Source organism: Achromobacter sp. CSND-B12 (assembly GCF_052906545.1).
This window is the reverse complement of sequence record NZ_JBREGJ010000001.1, coordinates 1,928,133-1,941,571: the sequence shown is the minus strand read 5'-3', so window position 1 is coordinate 1,941,571 and position 13,439 is coordinate 1,928,133. Positions and strand designations below refer to the sequence as shown.

Sequence of the window (13,439 nt, the reverse complement as noted above, 5' to 3'; positions counted from 1 at the left end):
CGGGTCGGGGTTCGGACCCCGGCCCGCGGCGCGGCTTGCGCGCGTCAGCGCACCGGCCAACCATACATCTGGCCGCCGTCGCGCCATTGCGCGTTCAGGCCGCGCGGCAGCTTCATGGCGCTGGCCATGCCCAGGTTGCGTTCATAGCTCTCGCCATAATTGCCGACCTGCTTGACGATGTTGTAGGCCCACTTGTCATCCACCCCCAGGTTCTTGCCCATGCCCGGCGTCACGCCCAGGATGCGCTGCACGTTGGGGTTGGTGCTCTTGAGCTGGCTGTCGACGTTGGCCGAGGTCACGCCGAATTCTTCCGCCTCCAGCATGGCGTTGAGCGTCCAGCGCACCACGTTGAACCAGTTGTCGTCGCCCTGGCGCACCATCGGCCCGAGCGGACTCTTGGCGATATTCTCGTCCAGGATCACGTAGTTGTCAGGGTGCTCCAGCGTGGTGCGCGAGGCGGCCAGCTGCGATTTGTCGGAGGTGAAGGCGTCGCAGCGGCCGGCCGAGAAGGCGCGCACGATCTCGTCGTACTTGTCGATCACCACCGGCTTGAATTTCAGGCCGTTGGCGCGGAACCAGTCGGCCAGGTCGAGCTCGGTGACGGTGCCGGGCTGCACGCAGATGGTGGCGCCGTCCAGTTCCTTGAGCTTCTTGACGCCGAGCCTGGCGGACACCATCACGCCCTGGCTGTCGTAGTAGTTCACGCCGGTGCTGATCAGCCCCAGCGTGGTGTCGCGCGCCATCGTCGGCGTGACGTTGCGCGTCAGCACGTCGACCTCGCCCGATTGCAGCGCGGTGAAGCGCGCCTGCGTCGTCAATGGCGTCAGGCGGAACTTGCTGGCGTCGTTGAAGACGGTGGCGGCGATGGCGCGGCACATGTCAACGTCCAGTCCCTGCCAGTTGCCCTTGCTGTCCGGCGAGGAGAAGCCCTGGATGCCGGTGGACACGCCGCACTGCACGTAGCCGCGCTTCTTCACGGTATCGAGGGTGGGGCCGGCGTGGGCCAGGCCGGTGACGGTGGCCAGCGCCAGGGCGCCGGCCGCGGTTCGGAATATCGGCATTGCATTCTCCGGCCGGGCCCGGCCCGGCGCCAGGGTGGGACGGCTCAGGCGCTCAGCGCGCGGGGCTTGGCGATCTGGTCCAGGCTTTCGGTCAGGGCCTGGTCGAGGATGGCGATGGCGCGGTCGATCTCGTCGTTGCTGACGGTCAGCGGCGGCGCGATGCGCCAGACCGAGCCGCGTTCGGGGCGGCGGCGGATGTTCATCGACAGTCCCAGTTCGAAGCAGCGCTGCGTGGTCAGGGCGCCGAGCGCGTGATAGGGCTCGCGCGTGTCGCGGTCCTGCACCAGTTCCACGCCCAGCAGCAGGCCCAGGCCGCGCACGTCGCCGATGGCTTCGTGGCGCTGCTGCAGTTCCAGCAGGCCGCGGCGCAGGTAGTCGCCCTGGCGGCGGGCGCGTTCGAGCAGTTGTTCGCGTTGCAAGGTTTCCAGCACGGCCAGGCCGACGGTGGCGGGCAGCGGGTCCGAGACGTGGCTGGTGTAGAAGGTGAAGCCTTTCTCGTGCACGTCCTGTTCGATAGCGGGCGTGGTGATGGTGGCTGCCAGCGGCAGGCCGCCGCCCAGGGTCTTGGAGACGCTGATGATGTCGGGCGTGACGCCGAAGTGTTCCGAGCCGGTGCGGCAGCCGAGGCGGCCGAAGGCGGTCTGCGCCTCGTCGAAGATCAGCAGCATGCCGCGCGCGTCGGCGGCACGGCGCAGCGCCTGCATGTAGGACTTGGGCGGCACCAGCACGCCGCCGGCGCTGATGACCGGTTCGACGATGATGGCCGCGGGCCGGCCGGCCGAGGCCATGTCGAACATCTTCAGGCCGATCTCCAGGCAGGCCAGCGCCGACTGCTCGGCGTCCAGGCCGGCGATGTAGGGGCGATACGAGTTCGGCTCGGGCATGACGAACACGCCGGCCGGCGGCACGCCGTAGCCCTTGCGGTCGCTGGCGTAAGAGACCGAGCCGGCGCCGCTGGTGACGCCATGCCACGAGCCGCCCACCGCCAGGATCTCGAAGCCGCTCTTGTGCATCTTGGCCATGCGCAGCGCGATTTCGTTGCTCTCGGAACCGGTGTTCACGAAGATCGACTTGGTCATGCCAGCCGGCATCCAGTCGCGCGCCATCGTCGCGGCCAGTTGCGCGACGGCTTCCGGGATCATGCCGCTGAAAAAGTGGAAGGCGGTTTCTCCGGCGCGGCGCACCGCGTCGACGATGGCCGGGTGGTTGTGGCCGATGGTGGCGCACATCTGGCCCGAGGTGAAGTCCAGGATCTCGCGGCCGGTGTCGTCGCGCACCACCGTGCCCTTGGCCGACTTGAACAGGTTCGGGAAAGTGTCGCCGCCGTAGCGGATGAGGTATTCGCGGGCCGCCGCACGCAGGGTTTGATCCATGTTTACACTCCGGCAAAAGGCAGGTTTCAATGCGGGCAGGTTCCAATGCGGAACCGGCGGACACAGTGTCCGGGGGCGCGGCGCGGACGTCCAATGCGAAGTACGCATGCGCCGCCATGCATGGCGTGCATGGCCCATGCGAATCGCGCAAGGAGTGGTATGGATACCCGGTGGCTGCAGGACTTCATCACCCTGTCGGAGCTGCGCAATTTCACGCGCGCGGCCGAGGCCCGCAATCTGTCGCAGGCGGCGTTCAGCCGCCGCATCCAGAGCCTGGAGAACTGGGCGGGCGCGCGGCTGATCGACCGTTCGGCGTTTCCGACCCAGCTCACCGAGGCGGGCGAGCGCTTCCGCGTCGCGGCGATCGAACTGGTCAACCAGCTGGTCGAGGCGCGCGCGGGCATCGCCGCGGTGCCGGCGCGCAACCAGTTGCGACTGGCGACGTCCTATGCCCTGGCGACGACCCATCTGCCGCGCTGGTGGCGCGACTGGAGCGCGGGGCAGCAACTCAGCTGCAGCCTGCAGACCGGCAATGTGCACGACACGGTATCGGCCTTCACCTCGGGCGCGGCCGACCTGCTGATCTGTTTCCACCAGGTGGCGCAGCCGCTGCCGCTGGACCTGTCGCGCTACGACTGCCTGACGCTGGGGCGCGAGCTGATCCGGCCGTACGCGGCGCGCGGCCTGGTCGAGCGCGAGGGACTGGACCTGCCGGGCACCATGGACAGACCGGTGCCGTTGTTGATGTATTCCCCCAGCGTCTATTTCGCGCGCCTGATCGATGCGGCGATCGAGAGCGGGCCGGAGCCCCTGCACGGGGTGCGCCTGTTCGAGGCCGAGATGTCGGACGTGCTGGGCGATATGGCCGCGCAGGGCCTGGGCGTGGCCTGGCTGGCGGACAGCGCGCTGCGGCGCCTGGGGGCCGCCGACCTCGCGCCGCTGGCCAACCGCGCCTGGGACATCGAGGTATCGATCCTGGCGTTCAAGGACCGCAGCGACGCGCGCGCCGCGGTCGAGGCCGTGTGGCGGCGGATGGCGGCCGGCGCTCAGCCGGCGTAGCCTTCCAGCACGTTGGCGACGTTGACGCCGACCTCGGCCACCGCGTAGCCGCCTTCCATGGTGAACACCGCGGGCAGGCCCAGCCGGGCCAGCCGCGCGCCCACTTGCAGATAGTCGGCGCTGCGCAGCTTGAATTTCGAGATCGGGTCGCCTTCGTAGGTGTCCACGCCCAGCGCGATCACCAGCGCGTCCGGCTTGAAGCGGTCGATGGCGGCCAGGCCCCGTTCGAGCGCTTCGGTCCAGCCGGCGAAGTCGGTGCCCGCCGCCAGCGGCAGGTTCAGGTTGGCGCCCAGGCCCGCGCCCTGGCCGGATTCGTCGGCATAGCCGAGGAAGAAGGGATATTCGGTGGTCGGATCGCCATGCACCGACACGGTCAGCACGTCGCCGCGTTCGTAGAAGATGCTCTGCGTGCCGTTGCCGTGGTGGTAGTCGATGTCCAGCACCGCGACGCGCTCGGCGCCGGCATCGCGCAGCGCCTGCGCCGCCAGGGCCGCGTTGTTCAGGAAGCAATAGCCGCCGAAGAAGTCGGCGCCGGCGTGATGGCCGGGCGGGCGCGTCAGCGCCATGGCGGCGCGGGAGCCGTTGCCGCGGGAGACCGCGCGCGCCGCGTCGATGGCGCAGGCCGCGCCGGCGACGGCGGCTTCCCAGGTGCCCGCCGTCAGCGGGCTGCCGCTGTCGAACGAGAACAGGCCGACGCGCGCGGCGAAGTTGGTGGGCGAGATGTCGTGGCGGAAACCGCGCACCGGCCACACCGAGGGCAGGATGTCGAGCTCGGCGTTGGCCGGGTCCAGCGCGACCCAGTCGGCCCAGGCGCCTTGCAGGAAGTCGACGTAGCGCGGGCTGTGCACGCGCCGTATCAGGTCCAGGTCGGGCGCGGCCGGCGTCTGCAGCGTGCCGATGCCGCGCTGGCGCAGGGCGTCCAGCACGTACTCCAGACGCGCCGGGGTTTCGTGACAGGGCACCAGCCTGCCGCGGAACATTTCGTGGCGGCCATCGTGTCTGCCGTGGACGGGGTTGTGGAAGATATGCACGGTAGCGTCGGGGGATGAGGGGAAAGGGAACTATAGCGGCCGCGCCGCGTACCAGGCGATGGCCGGCAGCTCGCGCAGGATCGAATACAGGTCGCGCGCTTCGGCGTAGCGGGGGTATCCCGCGCTGACCTCGGCGACGCCGTGGCGATGCAGCGCCAGCCGGGTGCGCGGCACATGGAAGTATTGCGTGACGGCCATGGCGCGGGTGTAGCCGCGGGTCCGCATGTAGGCGCTGGCGTGGCGGGCGGTGGCCCAGGTGTCTGCGCCGGCGCTGTCGGTGACGATGCGGTCGGCGGGAACGCCGCGTGCTTCCAGGTAGGCGCGCATGGCCGCCGCCTCGTCGCGGCCTGCCGGGTCGATGCCGCCGCTGACGAAGATCTCGCGGCAGCGGGTGGCGGCATAGCAATCGTAGGCCCGGTCCAGCCGCGCCGCCAGGCGCGCCGAGGGGCTGCCGTCGGCCGCGACGGTGTTGCCCAGCACCACGGCGATGTCGGCATCGGCATCGTCGGCCAGCAGGCCGGCCGCTACCAGCGCGGCCGCGGCCGCCAACACGCAGGTGGCCAGCGCGATGGCCGTGCGCGCGATGATCGCGGCCGCGCCGCGATGTGAACGGGAAGGGCGGAATGCGCTCATGCGGAATCGGCGTTCAGGGCCGCTTGGGGAACAGCAGGTCGACCTCGATCTGGTTGGAATAGACCGGTTCCGCCAGCGAGCCCGGGTCGGTCAGCGCCACGGCCAGGCGATAGCGGCCTGGCGCCAGGTCCGGAAAGAAGGGCACATAGCGGCCATTGCCGGCGTTGACCTGGTAGGCCGGCTTGCCGTCTTCGCCCGGACGCCAGACCACCGGGTCGTCGGCCCAGTCGGCAACGTGGCGCGCAGCGGCGGCGGATGGCACGGGCCGCTGCGCGTCGCCGGCATAGGCGGGGGAGGCCTGCGTGGCGTCGGCCGGATTGGACGGCGGCGCCAGCGTGACCGGCGCGCGCGGGTACAAGGGCTGCAAGGTGCGGCGCCCCTGCGCATCCGTGAACAGCAGCCAGATGCGCGGCGACGCCAGTGTCGCGGCGTCCGGGCCAAGGTTCGTCACATGCAGCGTGAAGCGGCCGCCGGCTTCGTAGAGCTGCGTGCCCAGGTGGCCGCGCACCGACAACGACAGTCCGCGCATGGGCATGCGTTGTTGTGGCGCGTAGGCATATTTGTCGATTTTCAGGTCCGCGTAGCGCACCCACTTCAGGGGCGCGTCCGCCCCGCCCGCCGGGTAGCGCACCTGCAGCCATTGCGGGCGCAGCGCGACCACGTCGAGACGATCACCGGCCTTGGCGGTTTGGGTCGATAACGCCTTCACGTCGGGCGCGTCGTACAGGTCGATCCGGTCGAAGGGCACCCGGCTGTCACCGTCCAGCGGCGAGCCTTCGCCATCGATCTGGATGCGCGCAACCGTACCGTCTTCGTTGAAGCCATAGCTCAGCTCGAACGGCTTGTCTTCCAGGTCGAACAGCGCCTGCGTGGTCCAGCGTTCCGGCCGCGCCGTTCCTTTGGCGCGCAACACGTATTCCTCGGTGCCCATGCTGTCGGCGCCGTAGCGGCACCCGACCGAGAACGCGGCACGCTGCGCGTCGAACACCGGGTTGACGAACCGGCGGCAGGGGCTGGTCTCGGGCGCCGGATGCTGGATTTCCTGGAAACGGCGTTCCTGGGGACGATACAGGAAGAGGCGGGCATGGACCTGGCCGCCACCGCCGCTCTGGCCGATCGCCAGGTCGCGATAGCCGTCGTGGTCGATGTCCGGGGTTTCGAAATAGTCGACCGCTTCGTCATCCAGGCGGGCGATCTCTTGCGCCGCGCCCTTGCCGACGCGCACGCTGACGCGCTGTTCGGTCGTGCCCTCGATGGTCGCCACCGCCCGCAGCCCGGATTTGATGGCGTATGCATGATCGCGCGCGTGCACGTTGGCGCTGACGCCGATCAGCAAGGCCGCGAGCAGGATCGTCTTCAAGGCACCGTCTCCGAGGTTTCGTCTCGGCGCATTATGCCCGACCGCGCCGGCGATTCAATCGCGGCAGCGGCCCGTTCCTGGGTAGAATCGACGGATAGCATTGCGATGCGCGTCCCATGAATCTCCCGTTCCCCATCCGCCAGGAATGCCCGCCGGGCGCCTGTATGTGCGACCGCGATCGGCTGTTGGCCGACCCCGCGGCGGACGTGCGCATCCTGCGGCTCACCAAGGAAGAGGAAAAGCGCCTGGTGGCGCGGCTCGAGAACATCACCAGCCTGGAAGACCTGCGCGCGATGCAGGGCCGCATGCGGGCGCAACTGGGCATCGTGGTGCGCATCGTTCCCAGCGACAACGAGGTCCGTACCTCGCGCGGCATCGCCATCCAGCTCGATGAACAGCCCGGCCTGTGCCGCAAGACGCGCTCGTCGATTCCGGCCGCCATCCGCCGCGGCTTCGACAACAAACCCGAGATCGTCTATGCGCTGCTGAACGAGCGCGATCTGCTGAACGGCACCTGATGCCGGGGCGAGGCTTCTTGCTGTGTGGTTCGGCCCTGGGCGGGGCGCGCGCCTGGACGCCGGCGCGTCCCGGCCGACGGGCCGCGGCCTTGGCCCGAGGCGCTATCGGCCGCGGGGCACCACGCAAGGCTTGAGCGGCGTGACTTCGGTCGGGCTGCGGCCCGCCTCAGGCCGGCTGTCGACCGTTTTGCCGCCGCGAGCGGGATAGGCCAGCAGCACGGCGCTGCCCGGCTCCAGCCGGGGCGCGTTGGCGCCACCGTAGGCCACTGTCCAGCCGCGCACGGCGAGCGGCGCCAGCGTGTACTGGAGCGCCGAGCCGGGCGATACGTGAGCGACCTTGCCGGCGAACAATTCCTGTTGGCGGGTTTCGACGCCATCGACGACGCGGTAGGTGGCAATGCTGACGAGCGCGGCCGATTCCCCGTGGCGAGCCAGAATGGCGGTTTCGTATCTGCCGGGGGGGATGGCGGTCAGGCTCACCGCGATGTCGCCCTGCGCCCGGCCCGCGGCGTCCAGCCGCACGCCGGTGATGTCGGCGCGCGCCAGTGGCGCCGAGCCGGTATTGCGTACCCGCACGCTGTACTGGCCCGAGGTGCCGCTCAACGTGCAGACGTCGATGCCATATGGCGCCGTGCCCGCATGGGCGGGCGCCAGCGCCGCGAAGGCGGCGGGCAGGATGGCGGCGCGAAGGAATCGGGACGGCACGGTACGCTCCTGTAAGGAGGCAGCGCGCCGGGATGCCGCGTTGCCCGCCTTATTACACCACTTGGCGGCCGGAGCCGTCGCCCTGCGGGCGCTTGCCCGCCAGCCAGTGCAGGATCAGCGCCAGGATGAGCAGCGCGGCCATGATGAAGCCCCAGAACAGCCAGCCCAGCACCGAGATCCAGGTGCCAAGGCTGCCCGCGGCGGGCAGGATCTGGTTCAGCAGGTCCACCAGCCACACCAGGCCGGACTGCAGCGACTGGATCAGGCCGGCGTCGACCCAGGGCGCGGCCCAGGCGGGCGCTTCCCACTGCGCCGAGCCGATGGCCGTGGCGCCCGGCACCTGGGTCGAGGCGATGGTCGCCAGCACCCAGTCCGCCAGTTGCAGCGTGATGGCGACCAGCCCGGTCCATAGCGCCGCCAGCACGGCGAAAGCGATCCAGATGATTTTCTTCATTGCGGTGGTACTCCGGTGATTCAGGAAAGAAACGCCACGATAGAGCGGAAACAGCTTCTGAAAAACCAGCGTCTTTGTGACAATAATTAAGAAAAAACCGAAGTCTTGGCATGCGCCAGGATGCGTTGCACCAGGGGGTGGTGCTGCCCGCGGCGGTTGCGGATGCCGTGGATTTCCTCGTGCACGCTGTCGCAGCGCGCCAGCGGCCGCAGGCCGCGCAGCAGGCCGACGTCGCCGCCGCCCAGGCGGCTGAGCGGAAAGACGCCCAACCCGCGCGCCGCGAATACCGACATGAGCGCGCTGTCCTCGAATTCCCCGACCACGTTGGGACGCACGCCCTGCTCATTGAACCAGCGGTCCAGCGTCTGGCGCAACACCGAATGACCGGTGGGCAACAGGACGGGAAGGCGCTCCAGGCAGCGCGGAAAGTCCAGCGTATCGGCCTTGCGCACCAGCCGCGCCGGGCCGTACCAGTCCACCGGCGAGGACACCAGGCGGTCGCTGGTCAGGCGCAGGTTGGGGTTGGCGGGCGCGCCCTGGCCGGCCAGCACCAGGTCCAGGTGGTGGCGCGCCAGTTCGCCCAGCAGCTCCTCGACCTCGCCCTCGTGGCAGGTCAGGCGCAGGTCCGGGGTGTCGAGCACCGGCCCCAGCAAGGCATGGGCGGCCAGTTTGGAAATACCGTCCGACAGGCCCACCGACAACCGTATCACCGGCTTGGTGGCGGCGGCGCGGACCTCCTGGGGCAGTTCCTGGCCGATCTGGAAGATCTCTTCGGCGCGGGCGAAGGCGGCTTGGCCGGCATCGGTCAAGGCCACGCCGCGCCCGGCCGGGCGCAGCAACTGGTGCCCCAGGTTCTTTTCCAGCTCGCGCACCTGGGCGCTGATGGTCTGGATGGCCATGTCGAGCCGCTCGGCGGCGCGCGAGAAGCCGCCTTCCTTGGCGACCATCCAGAAGTAGTACAGATGGCGGTAATTGAGCATGATGGTTTCACTTCGGTTTTTTCGAACCATAACTCACTTTCAGGCTGATTTCTCCGTTTGCCCGGTATCCGGATCATGAGGGCCTTCACACACAAGCGGGAACATCATGGAAGCCTTGCTCTCATTTCTACAAGCCGACTTCGCCGGCACGCCGGCCTGGAGCTGGCTGCTGTTCATCGGCATCGTCATCTCCCTGCTGGTCTTCGACCTGGGCGTGCTGCACAAGGAAGACCGCGAGATCGGCGTGCGCGAAAGCCTGCTGCTGTCGGCCGGCTACATTTCCGCCGCGCTGCTGTTCGGCGGCTGGGTCTGGTGGCAGATGGGCCCGGCCAGCGGCATGGCCTACTACACGGGCTTCCTGATCGAGAAATCGCTGTCGCTGGACAATGTGTTCGTGATCGCGCTGATCTTCAGTTTCTTCGCCATCCCGCGCCAGTTCCAGCACCGCGTGCTGTTCTGGGGCATCCTCGGGGTGATCGTGCTGCGCGCCATCATGATCGGCCTGGGCGCCGCGCTGGTCAGCAACTTCGGCTGGTTGATGTATCTGTTCGGCGCGTTCCTGGTGTTCACCGGCATCAAGATGTGGATGATCGCCGACCAGGAGCCGGACATCGCCACCAACCCGATCCTGAAGTTCCTCAAGCGCCGCATGCGCGTGACGGACGGACTGCGCGGCAACGCCTTCTGGGTGCGCGAGCCGGACACCGCGACGGGCAAGACGGTGCGCTGGGCCACGCCGCTGTTCCTGGCCCTGGTGCTGATCGAGTTCGTGGACCTGTTGTTCGCGGTGGACTCGGTGCCGGCGATCTTCGCCATCACCACCGACCCGTTCATCGTGTACACCAGCAACATCTTCGCGATCCTGGGCCTGCGCGCGCTGTACTTCGCGCTGGCGGCGATGATCCATCGCTTCCACTACCTGAAGTACGCGCTATCGCTGGTACTGGTGTTCATCGGCACGAAGATCTTCCTGGTCGGCTTCATCGGCAAGATTCCCGCCGTGGTGTCGCTGTCGGTGACCTTCGGCCTGATCGGCGGCGGGGTGTTGTTCTCGCTGTGGAAGACCCGCTCGGGGGCATCGCAGCCTGAGCTGAAGACCGAGTAAGCCCGGCAAGAGCAGAGGGCCCGCCCATGGCGGGCCCTTTTTTTTCGCCGAGCCGTCTCAAGGTGAAACAGCCCCCTCGGGGGGGGCGGGAAGCCGAAGGCGCGGCGTGGGGGCTCTTTTCATCGCCGAGCTACGGCATATTCTGTAGATATGGATCATTATTCATATATATATTTGTCATATGGAATGACGCGGCGTAGAGTGCGGAACGTACCCAGACCCACGCAAGGAGCCGCCATGACCTGGTCCGCCAAACAGTATTCCGCCTTTGAAAACGAACGCACCCGCCCGGTGCGCGACCTGGTTGCCGCCCTGCCGAACGAACAGGTCGGCCACGCGGTGGATCTGGGCTGCGGCCCCGGCAACTCCACCGAGGTGCTGGCCGCCCGCTACCCGCAGGCCGACGTGACCGGCATGGACAGTTCCGACGACATGGTGCAGGCGGCGCGCAAGCGCCTGCCGTCGATCGCGTTCGAACTGGCCGACATCGAAACCTGGAATCCGCCGCGCCGGTACGACGTGATCCTGGCCAACGCCGCGTTGCAGTGGGTGCCCGATCACGCGACCCTCTATCCGCGCCTGGTGGGCAAGCTGGCGCCGGGCGGCAGCCTGGCGGTGCAGACGCCGGACAACCTGGAAGAGCCTGCCCACAAGCTGGCGCGCCAGGTCGCCGCCGACGGCCCCTGGGCCGGCAAGATAGGCGGGGTCAAGCACCCGCCGCGCCACAGCGCCGCCTGGTACTACGAGCTGCTCAAGCCGCATTGCGGCCGCCTGGATGTGTGGCGCACGACCTACATGCATCCGCTGGCGGATGCGCAGGCGGTGGTGGAATGGTTCAAGGGCACGGCGCTGCGGCCCTACCTGAACAAGCTGGATGCCGATGAGCAGGCGGCCTTCCTGGCGCGTTACCACGATGAGATCGCGCGCGCCTATCCGGCGCTGGCCGATGGCACCGTGCTGCTGCCTTTTCCGCGCCTGTTCCTGGTGGCGGGCCCCCGCAACTGACGCGGTGCGCCGCCAGGCGAGTGCCGCGGGTTCCCGTGCAAACGGAGCCTACGTTTTGTCGGCGAAATAGCGCGCTGGCGTCTGCCCGAGCGTCTTGCGGAACATGGTGATGAAGGCGCTGACCGATTCGTAGCCCAGGTCTTCGGCGGTGCGTTGCACCGATACGCCGGACGACAGCCGCTGCAGCGCCATCACGATATGCATCTGCTGGCGCCAGCGGCCAAAGCTCATGCCGACCTCCTGCTGCACCAGGCGCGCCAGCGTGCGTTCGCTCATGGCCATGCGGCGGCCCCATTCGGCCACCGTGCTGCGGTCGGCCGGATCGGTGCGCAGCGCCGCGGCGATCTCGCGCAGGCGCGGGTGGTCGGACAGGGGCAGGTGCAGCTGTTCCGTGGGCATCAGCGCCAACTGCTCGACCAGCACCCCAGCCAGACGGCGGTTGGCGGGCAGGGCGGTGTCGGCCGGTGCCAGGTCGGCCAGGTGTGCCACCATTTCGCGCACCAGCGGTGTGATCGCCAGCGTGCAGCATTGCGTCGGCAGGCCCGGCGTGTCCGCCGGCACGAACAGGAAGCAGACCCGGCCGTTGTCGGTGACGCGGTTGCTGTGCGGCACGCCGCCGGGGATCCAGACGCCGCAGCGCGGCGGCACCATCCACAGGCCCTGCGGCACGAAGCTCGTCACCCCGCCTTGCAGCGACAGCACCAGCTGCCCCATCCGATGGCGATGGGTGGGCGATTCGTGCTCGTTGCGGGCCGCGTCCACGCGCATGGCGTACGTCCATTGCGCGGGGGTGTCGGGATCGAAGTAGGGGCTGTGAGCTTGCGGCGGATACATTGGCGCGGCGCGGGCTTGGCTGGATTTGAGGATATTTTGTCATTATCTCGAAATTCAGTAGGGCCGGCTTTCTCTAAGCTGGCGCCATGACTCCTTCCGCTTCCTCCCCCGCTTCCCAGCGCCCCGTCCTGTTGATCGTGGGCATCCTCTTCATTGCCATGGCGCTGCGCGCGCCGGTCACGGGCATGCCGCCGCTGGTCGGCCTGATCCGCGAGCAGCTCGGCCTGTCCAATACCGGGGCCGGCATGCTGATCACGCTGCCGCTGCTGGCCTTCGCCGTCGTCTCGCTGGTGTCGGCGGGCATGGCGCGCCGCTACGGGCTGGAGCGCACCCTGTTCGCGGCGCTGCTGCTGATCGGCGGCGGCATCGTGCTGCGCAGCCAGGGCCAGGCCTGGGCCCTGTATACGGGCACGGCAGTGATCGGCGCGGGTATCGCCATCGGCAACGTGCTGCTGCCCAGCCTGCTCAAGCGCGACTTTCCGCAGCGCGTGGCGGGGCTGACCTCGGCGTATGTCCTGACCATGAGCATCGCGGCCGGCGCCGCCTCGGCCCTGGCTGTGCCGCTGGCCAGCCTGGCGGGAGACAGCTGGCGCTTCTCGGCGCTGTGCCTCCTGGTGATTCCCGTGGCCGGCGTGCTGCTGTGGCTGCCGCAGCTGGCCAACCATACGCCGCCGGCTTCGTCCACCGCGCACGCGCCGCACGGCGGCCGGCTGTGGCATTCGGCGCTGGCCTGGCAGGTGACGCTGTACCTGGGCATCAATTCCTTCGTGTTCTACGTCGGCGTGAGCTGGCTGCCGGCGATCCTGCGCGACGCGGGCTATTCAGCCGAGCGCGCCGGCTCTTTGCATGGCCTGCTGCAGTTGATGTCGGCCGGGCCGGCGCTGTTCCTGGCGCCGGTGGTGCGACGCATGAAGGACCAGCGCGCCGCCGCGTTCTGCTCGGCGGCGTCCTCGCTGGCGGCGTTCGTTGGTTTGATCGCGGCGCCGGGCTGGGCCACGCTCTGGATCGTGCTGCTCGGATTGGGCACGGGCGGCGGCATCATTCTGGGCCTGATGTTCGTGGGCCTGCGCGCCAGCCATGCCCAGCAGGCGGCGGCGCTGTCGGGCATGGCACAGTGCGTGGGCTACCTGTTCGCCGCCAGCGGACCCGCGCTGGTCGGCGCCATGCACGACCGGCTGGGTGGTTGGTCGGCGGCGCTCGGGCCGTGCGCCGCATTGTGCCTGGCGATGGCGGGCTGCGGCCTGCTGGCGGGCCGCGCGATCCAGATCGGCCAGTTCAGGCCGCACCCGGCCAAGGCGCCGCAACGCGCGGCGGAGTGAGG

Annotated in this window: 14 protein-coding genes; 5 read left to right on the top strand and 9 right to left on the bottom strand. The window is 68.9% G+C overall.

Annotation, left to right across the window (positions count from 1 at the left end; all coding sequences use genetic code 11):
- Positions 1–44: 44 nt before the first annotated feature.
- Both ACUTAG_RS09105 and ACUTAG_RS09100 read right to left on the bottom strand, forming a co-directional pair.
- Positions 45–1,061: an amino acid ABC transporter substrate-binding protein gene (locus ACUTAG_RS09105; protein WP_054507726.1), complete on the bottom strand. Its 1,017-nt coding sequence runs from the start codon at positions 1,059–1,061 to the stop codon at positions 45–47.
- A 44-nt stretch (positions 1,062–1,105) separates the two neighbouring features.
- Positions 1,106–2,434, bottom strand: coding sequence for an aspartate aminotransferase family protein (locus tag ACUTAG_RS09100; RefSeq protein ID WP_006387372.1), 1,329 nt, complete (start codon positions 2,432–2,434; stop codon positions 1,106–1,108).
- 159 nt (positions 2,435–2,593) lie between these two features.
- On the opposite strand from ACUTAG_RS09100, the gene ACUTAG_RS09095 reads away from it, so the two are divergent.
- Positions 2,594–3,493 carry a LysR family transcriptional regulator gene (locus tag ACUTAG_RS09095; RefSeq protein ID WP_148317037.1) on the top strand — a complete coding sequence of 300 codons (900 nt, stop codon included), beginning with the start codon at positions 2,594–2,596 and terminating at the stop codon, positions 3,491–3,493.
- Here ACUTAG_RS09095 and ACUTAG_RS09090 read toward each other — a convergent pair.
- Genes ACUTAG_RS09090 through ACUTAG_RS09080 form a run of 3 tightly spaced genes read right to left on the bottom strand, consistent with a single transcriptional unit; the run spans position 3,481 to position 6,517 of the window.
- On the bottom strand, positions 3,481–4,524 hold the full coding sequence (locus tag ACUTAG_RS09090; RefSeq protein ID WP_148317036.1) for a histone deacetylase family protein: 1,044 nt from the start codon (positions 4,522–4,524) through the stop codon (positions 3,481–3,483). The two genes, ACUTAG_RS09095 and ACUTAG_RS09090, sit on opposite strands and share 13 nt — an antisense overlap.
- Before the next feature lie 30 nt (positions 4,525–4,554).
- Complete coding sequence (locus ACUTAG_RS09085; RefSeq protein ID WP_148317034.1) at positions 4,555–5,157, bottom strand: YdcF family protein; 603 nt, start codon at positions 5,155–5,157, stop codon at positions 4,555–4,557.
- Positions 5,158–5,170: 13 nt separating this feature from the next.
- Positions 5,171–6,517 carry a hypothetical protein gene (locus tag ACUTAG_RS09080; protein WP_148317032.1) on the bottom strand — a complete coding sequence of 449 codons (1,347 nt, stop codon included), beginning with the start codon at positions 6,515–6,517 and terminating at the stop codon, positions 5,171–5,173.
- Positions 6,518–6,633: 116 nt separating this feature from the next.
- Between ACUTAG_RS09080 and ACUTAG_RS09075 the strand changes: the two genes are divergently transcribed.
- Entirely contained in the window at positions 6,634–7,035 is a 402-nt protein-coding gene (locus tag ACUTAG_RS09075; protein ID WP_148317030.1) for a hypothetical protein, read from the top strand.
- A gap of 102 nt (positions 7,036–7,137) precedes the next feature.
- On the opposite strand, the gene ACUTAG_RS09070 is transcribed toward ACUTAG_RS09075, so the two are convergent.
- The 3 genes from ACUTAG_RS09070 to ACUTAG_RS09060 form a co-directional block, all read right to left on the bottom strand.
- Positions 7,138–7,740, bottom strand: a complete 603-nt coding sequence (locus tag ACUTAG_RS09070) for a hypothetical protein (protein ID WP_020926527.1) — start codon at positions 7,738–7,740, stop codon at positions 7,138–7,140.
- Between the two features lie 52 nt (positions 7,741–7,792).
- Positions 7,793–8,194, bottom strand: coding sequence for a hypothetical protein (locus ACUTAG_RS09065; RefSeq protein WP_006387382.1), 402 nt, complete (start codon positions 8,192–8,194; stop codon positions 7,793–7,795).
- 86 nt (positions 8,195–8,280) lie between these two features.
- Entirely contained in the window at positions 8,281–9,174 is an 894-nt protein-coding gene (locus tag ACUTAG_RS09060) for a LysR family transcriptional regulator (protein ID WP_006387383.1), read from the bottom strand.
- Positions 9,175–9,280: 106 nt separating this feature from the next.
- On the opposite strand from ACUTAG_RS09060, the gene ACUTAG_RS09055 reads away from it, so the two are divergent.
- Both ACUTAG_RS09055 and tam read left to right on the top strand, forming a co-directional pair.
- Entirely contained in the window at positions 9,281–10,279 is a 999-nt protein-coding gene (locus ACUTAG_RS09055; protein WP_020926529.1) for a TerC family protein, read from the top strand.
- 237 nt (positions 10,280–10,516) lie between these two features.
- Entirely contained in the window at positions 10,517–11,284 is a 768-nt protein-coding gene (gene tam, locus ACUTAG_RS09050; protein ID WP_047991749.1) for a trans-aconitate 2-methyltransferase, read from the top strand.
- Between the two features lie 48 nt (positions 11,285–11,332).
- Here the strand turns inward: tam and ACUTAG_RS09045 are convergent, their stop codons facing one another.
- Positions 11,333–12,118 (bottom strand): AraC family transcriptional regulator, encoded by a 786-nt coding sequence (locus ACUTAG_RS09045; protein ID WP_020926532.1) that lies wholly within the window; start codon positions 12,116–12,118, stop codon positions 11,333–11,335.
- Positions 12,119–12,204: 86 nt separating this feature from the next.
- Between ACUTAG_RS09045 and ACUTAG_RS09040 the strand changes: the two genes are divergently transcribed.
- On the top strand, positions 12,205–13,437 hold the full coding sequence (locus ACUTAG_RS09040) for an MFS transporter (protein ID WP_148317028.1): 1,233 nt from the start codon (positions 12,205–12,207) through the stop codon (positions 13,435–13,437).
- The last annotated feature ends 2 nt before the right edge of the window (positions 13,438–13,439 follow it).

Excerpts from the sequence above, each read along its gene's own strand:
- ACUTAG_RS09065 (WP_006387382.1), bottom strand. The coding sequence starts at position 8,194 with ATGAAGAAAATCATCTGGATCGCTTTCGCCGTGCTGGCGGCGCTATGG.
- ACUTAG_RS09085 (WP_148317034.1), bottom strand. The coding sequence starts at position 5,157 with ATGAGCGCATTCCGCCCTTCCCGTTCACATCGCGGCGCGGCCGCGATC.
- tam (WP_047991749.1), top strand. The coding sequence starts at position 10,517 with ATGACCTGGTCCGCCAAACAGTATTCCGCCTTTGAAAACGAACGCACC.
- ACUTAG_RS09100 (WP_006387372.1), bottom strand. The coding sequence starts at position 2,434 with ATGGATCAAACCCTGCGTGCGGCGGCCCGCGAATACCTCATCCGCTAC.
- ACUTAG_RS09045 (WP_020926532.1), bottom strand. The coding sequence starts at position 12,118 with ATGTATCCGCCGCAAGCTCACAGCCCCTACTTCGATCCCGACACCCCC.
- ACUTAG_RS09105 (WP_054507726.1), bottom strand. The coding sequence starts at position 1,061 with ATGCCGATATTCCGAACCGCGGCCGGCGCCCTGGCGCTGGCCACCGTC.
- ACUTAG_RS09075 (WP_148317030.1), top strand. The coding sequence starts at position 6,634 with ATGAATCTCCCGTTCCCCATCCGCCAGGAATGCCCGCCGGGCGCCTGT.
- ACUTAG_RS09055 (WP_020926529.1), top strand. The coding sequence starts at position 9,281 with ATGGAAGCCTTGCTCTCATTTCTACAAGCCGACTTCGCCGGCACGCCG.
- ACUTAG_RS09095 (WP_148317037.1), top strand. The coding sequence starts at position 2,594 with ATGGATACCCGGTGGCTGCAGGACTTCATCACCCTGTCGGAGCTGCGC.
- ACUTAG_RS09060 (WP_006387383.1), bottom strand. The coding sequence starts at position 9,174 with ATGCTCAATTACCGCCATCTGTACTACTTCTGGATGGTCGCCAAGGAA.
- ACUTAG_RS09040 (WP_148317028.1), top strand. The coding sequence starts at position 12,205 with ATGACTCCTTCCGCTTCCTCCCCCGCTTCCCAGCGCCCCGTCCTGTTG.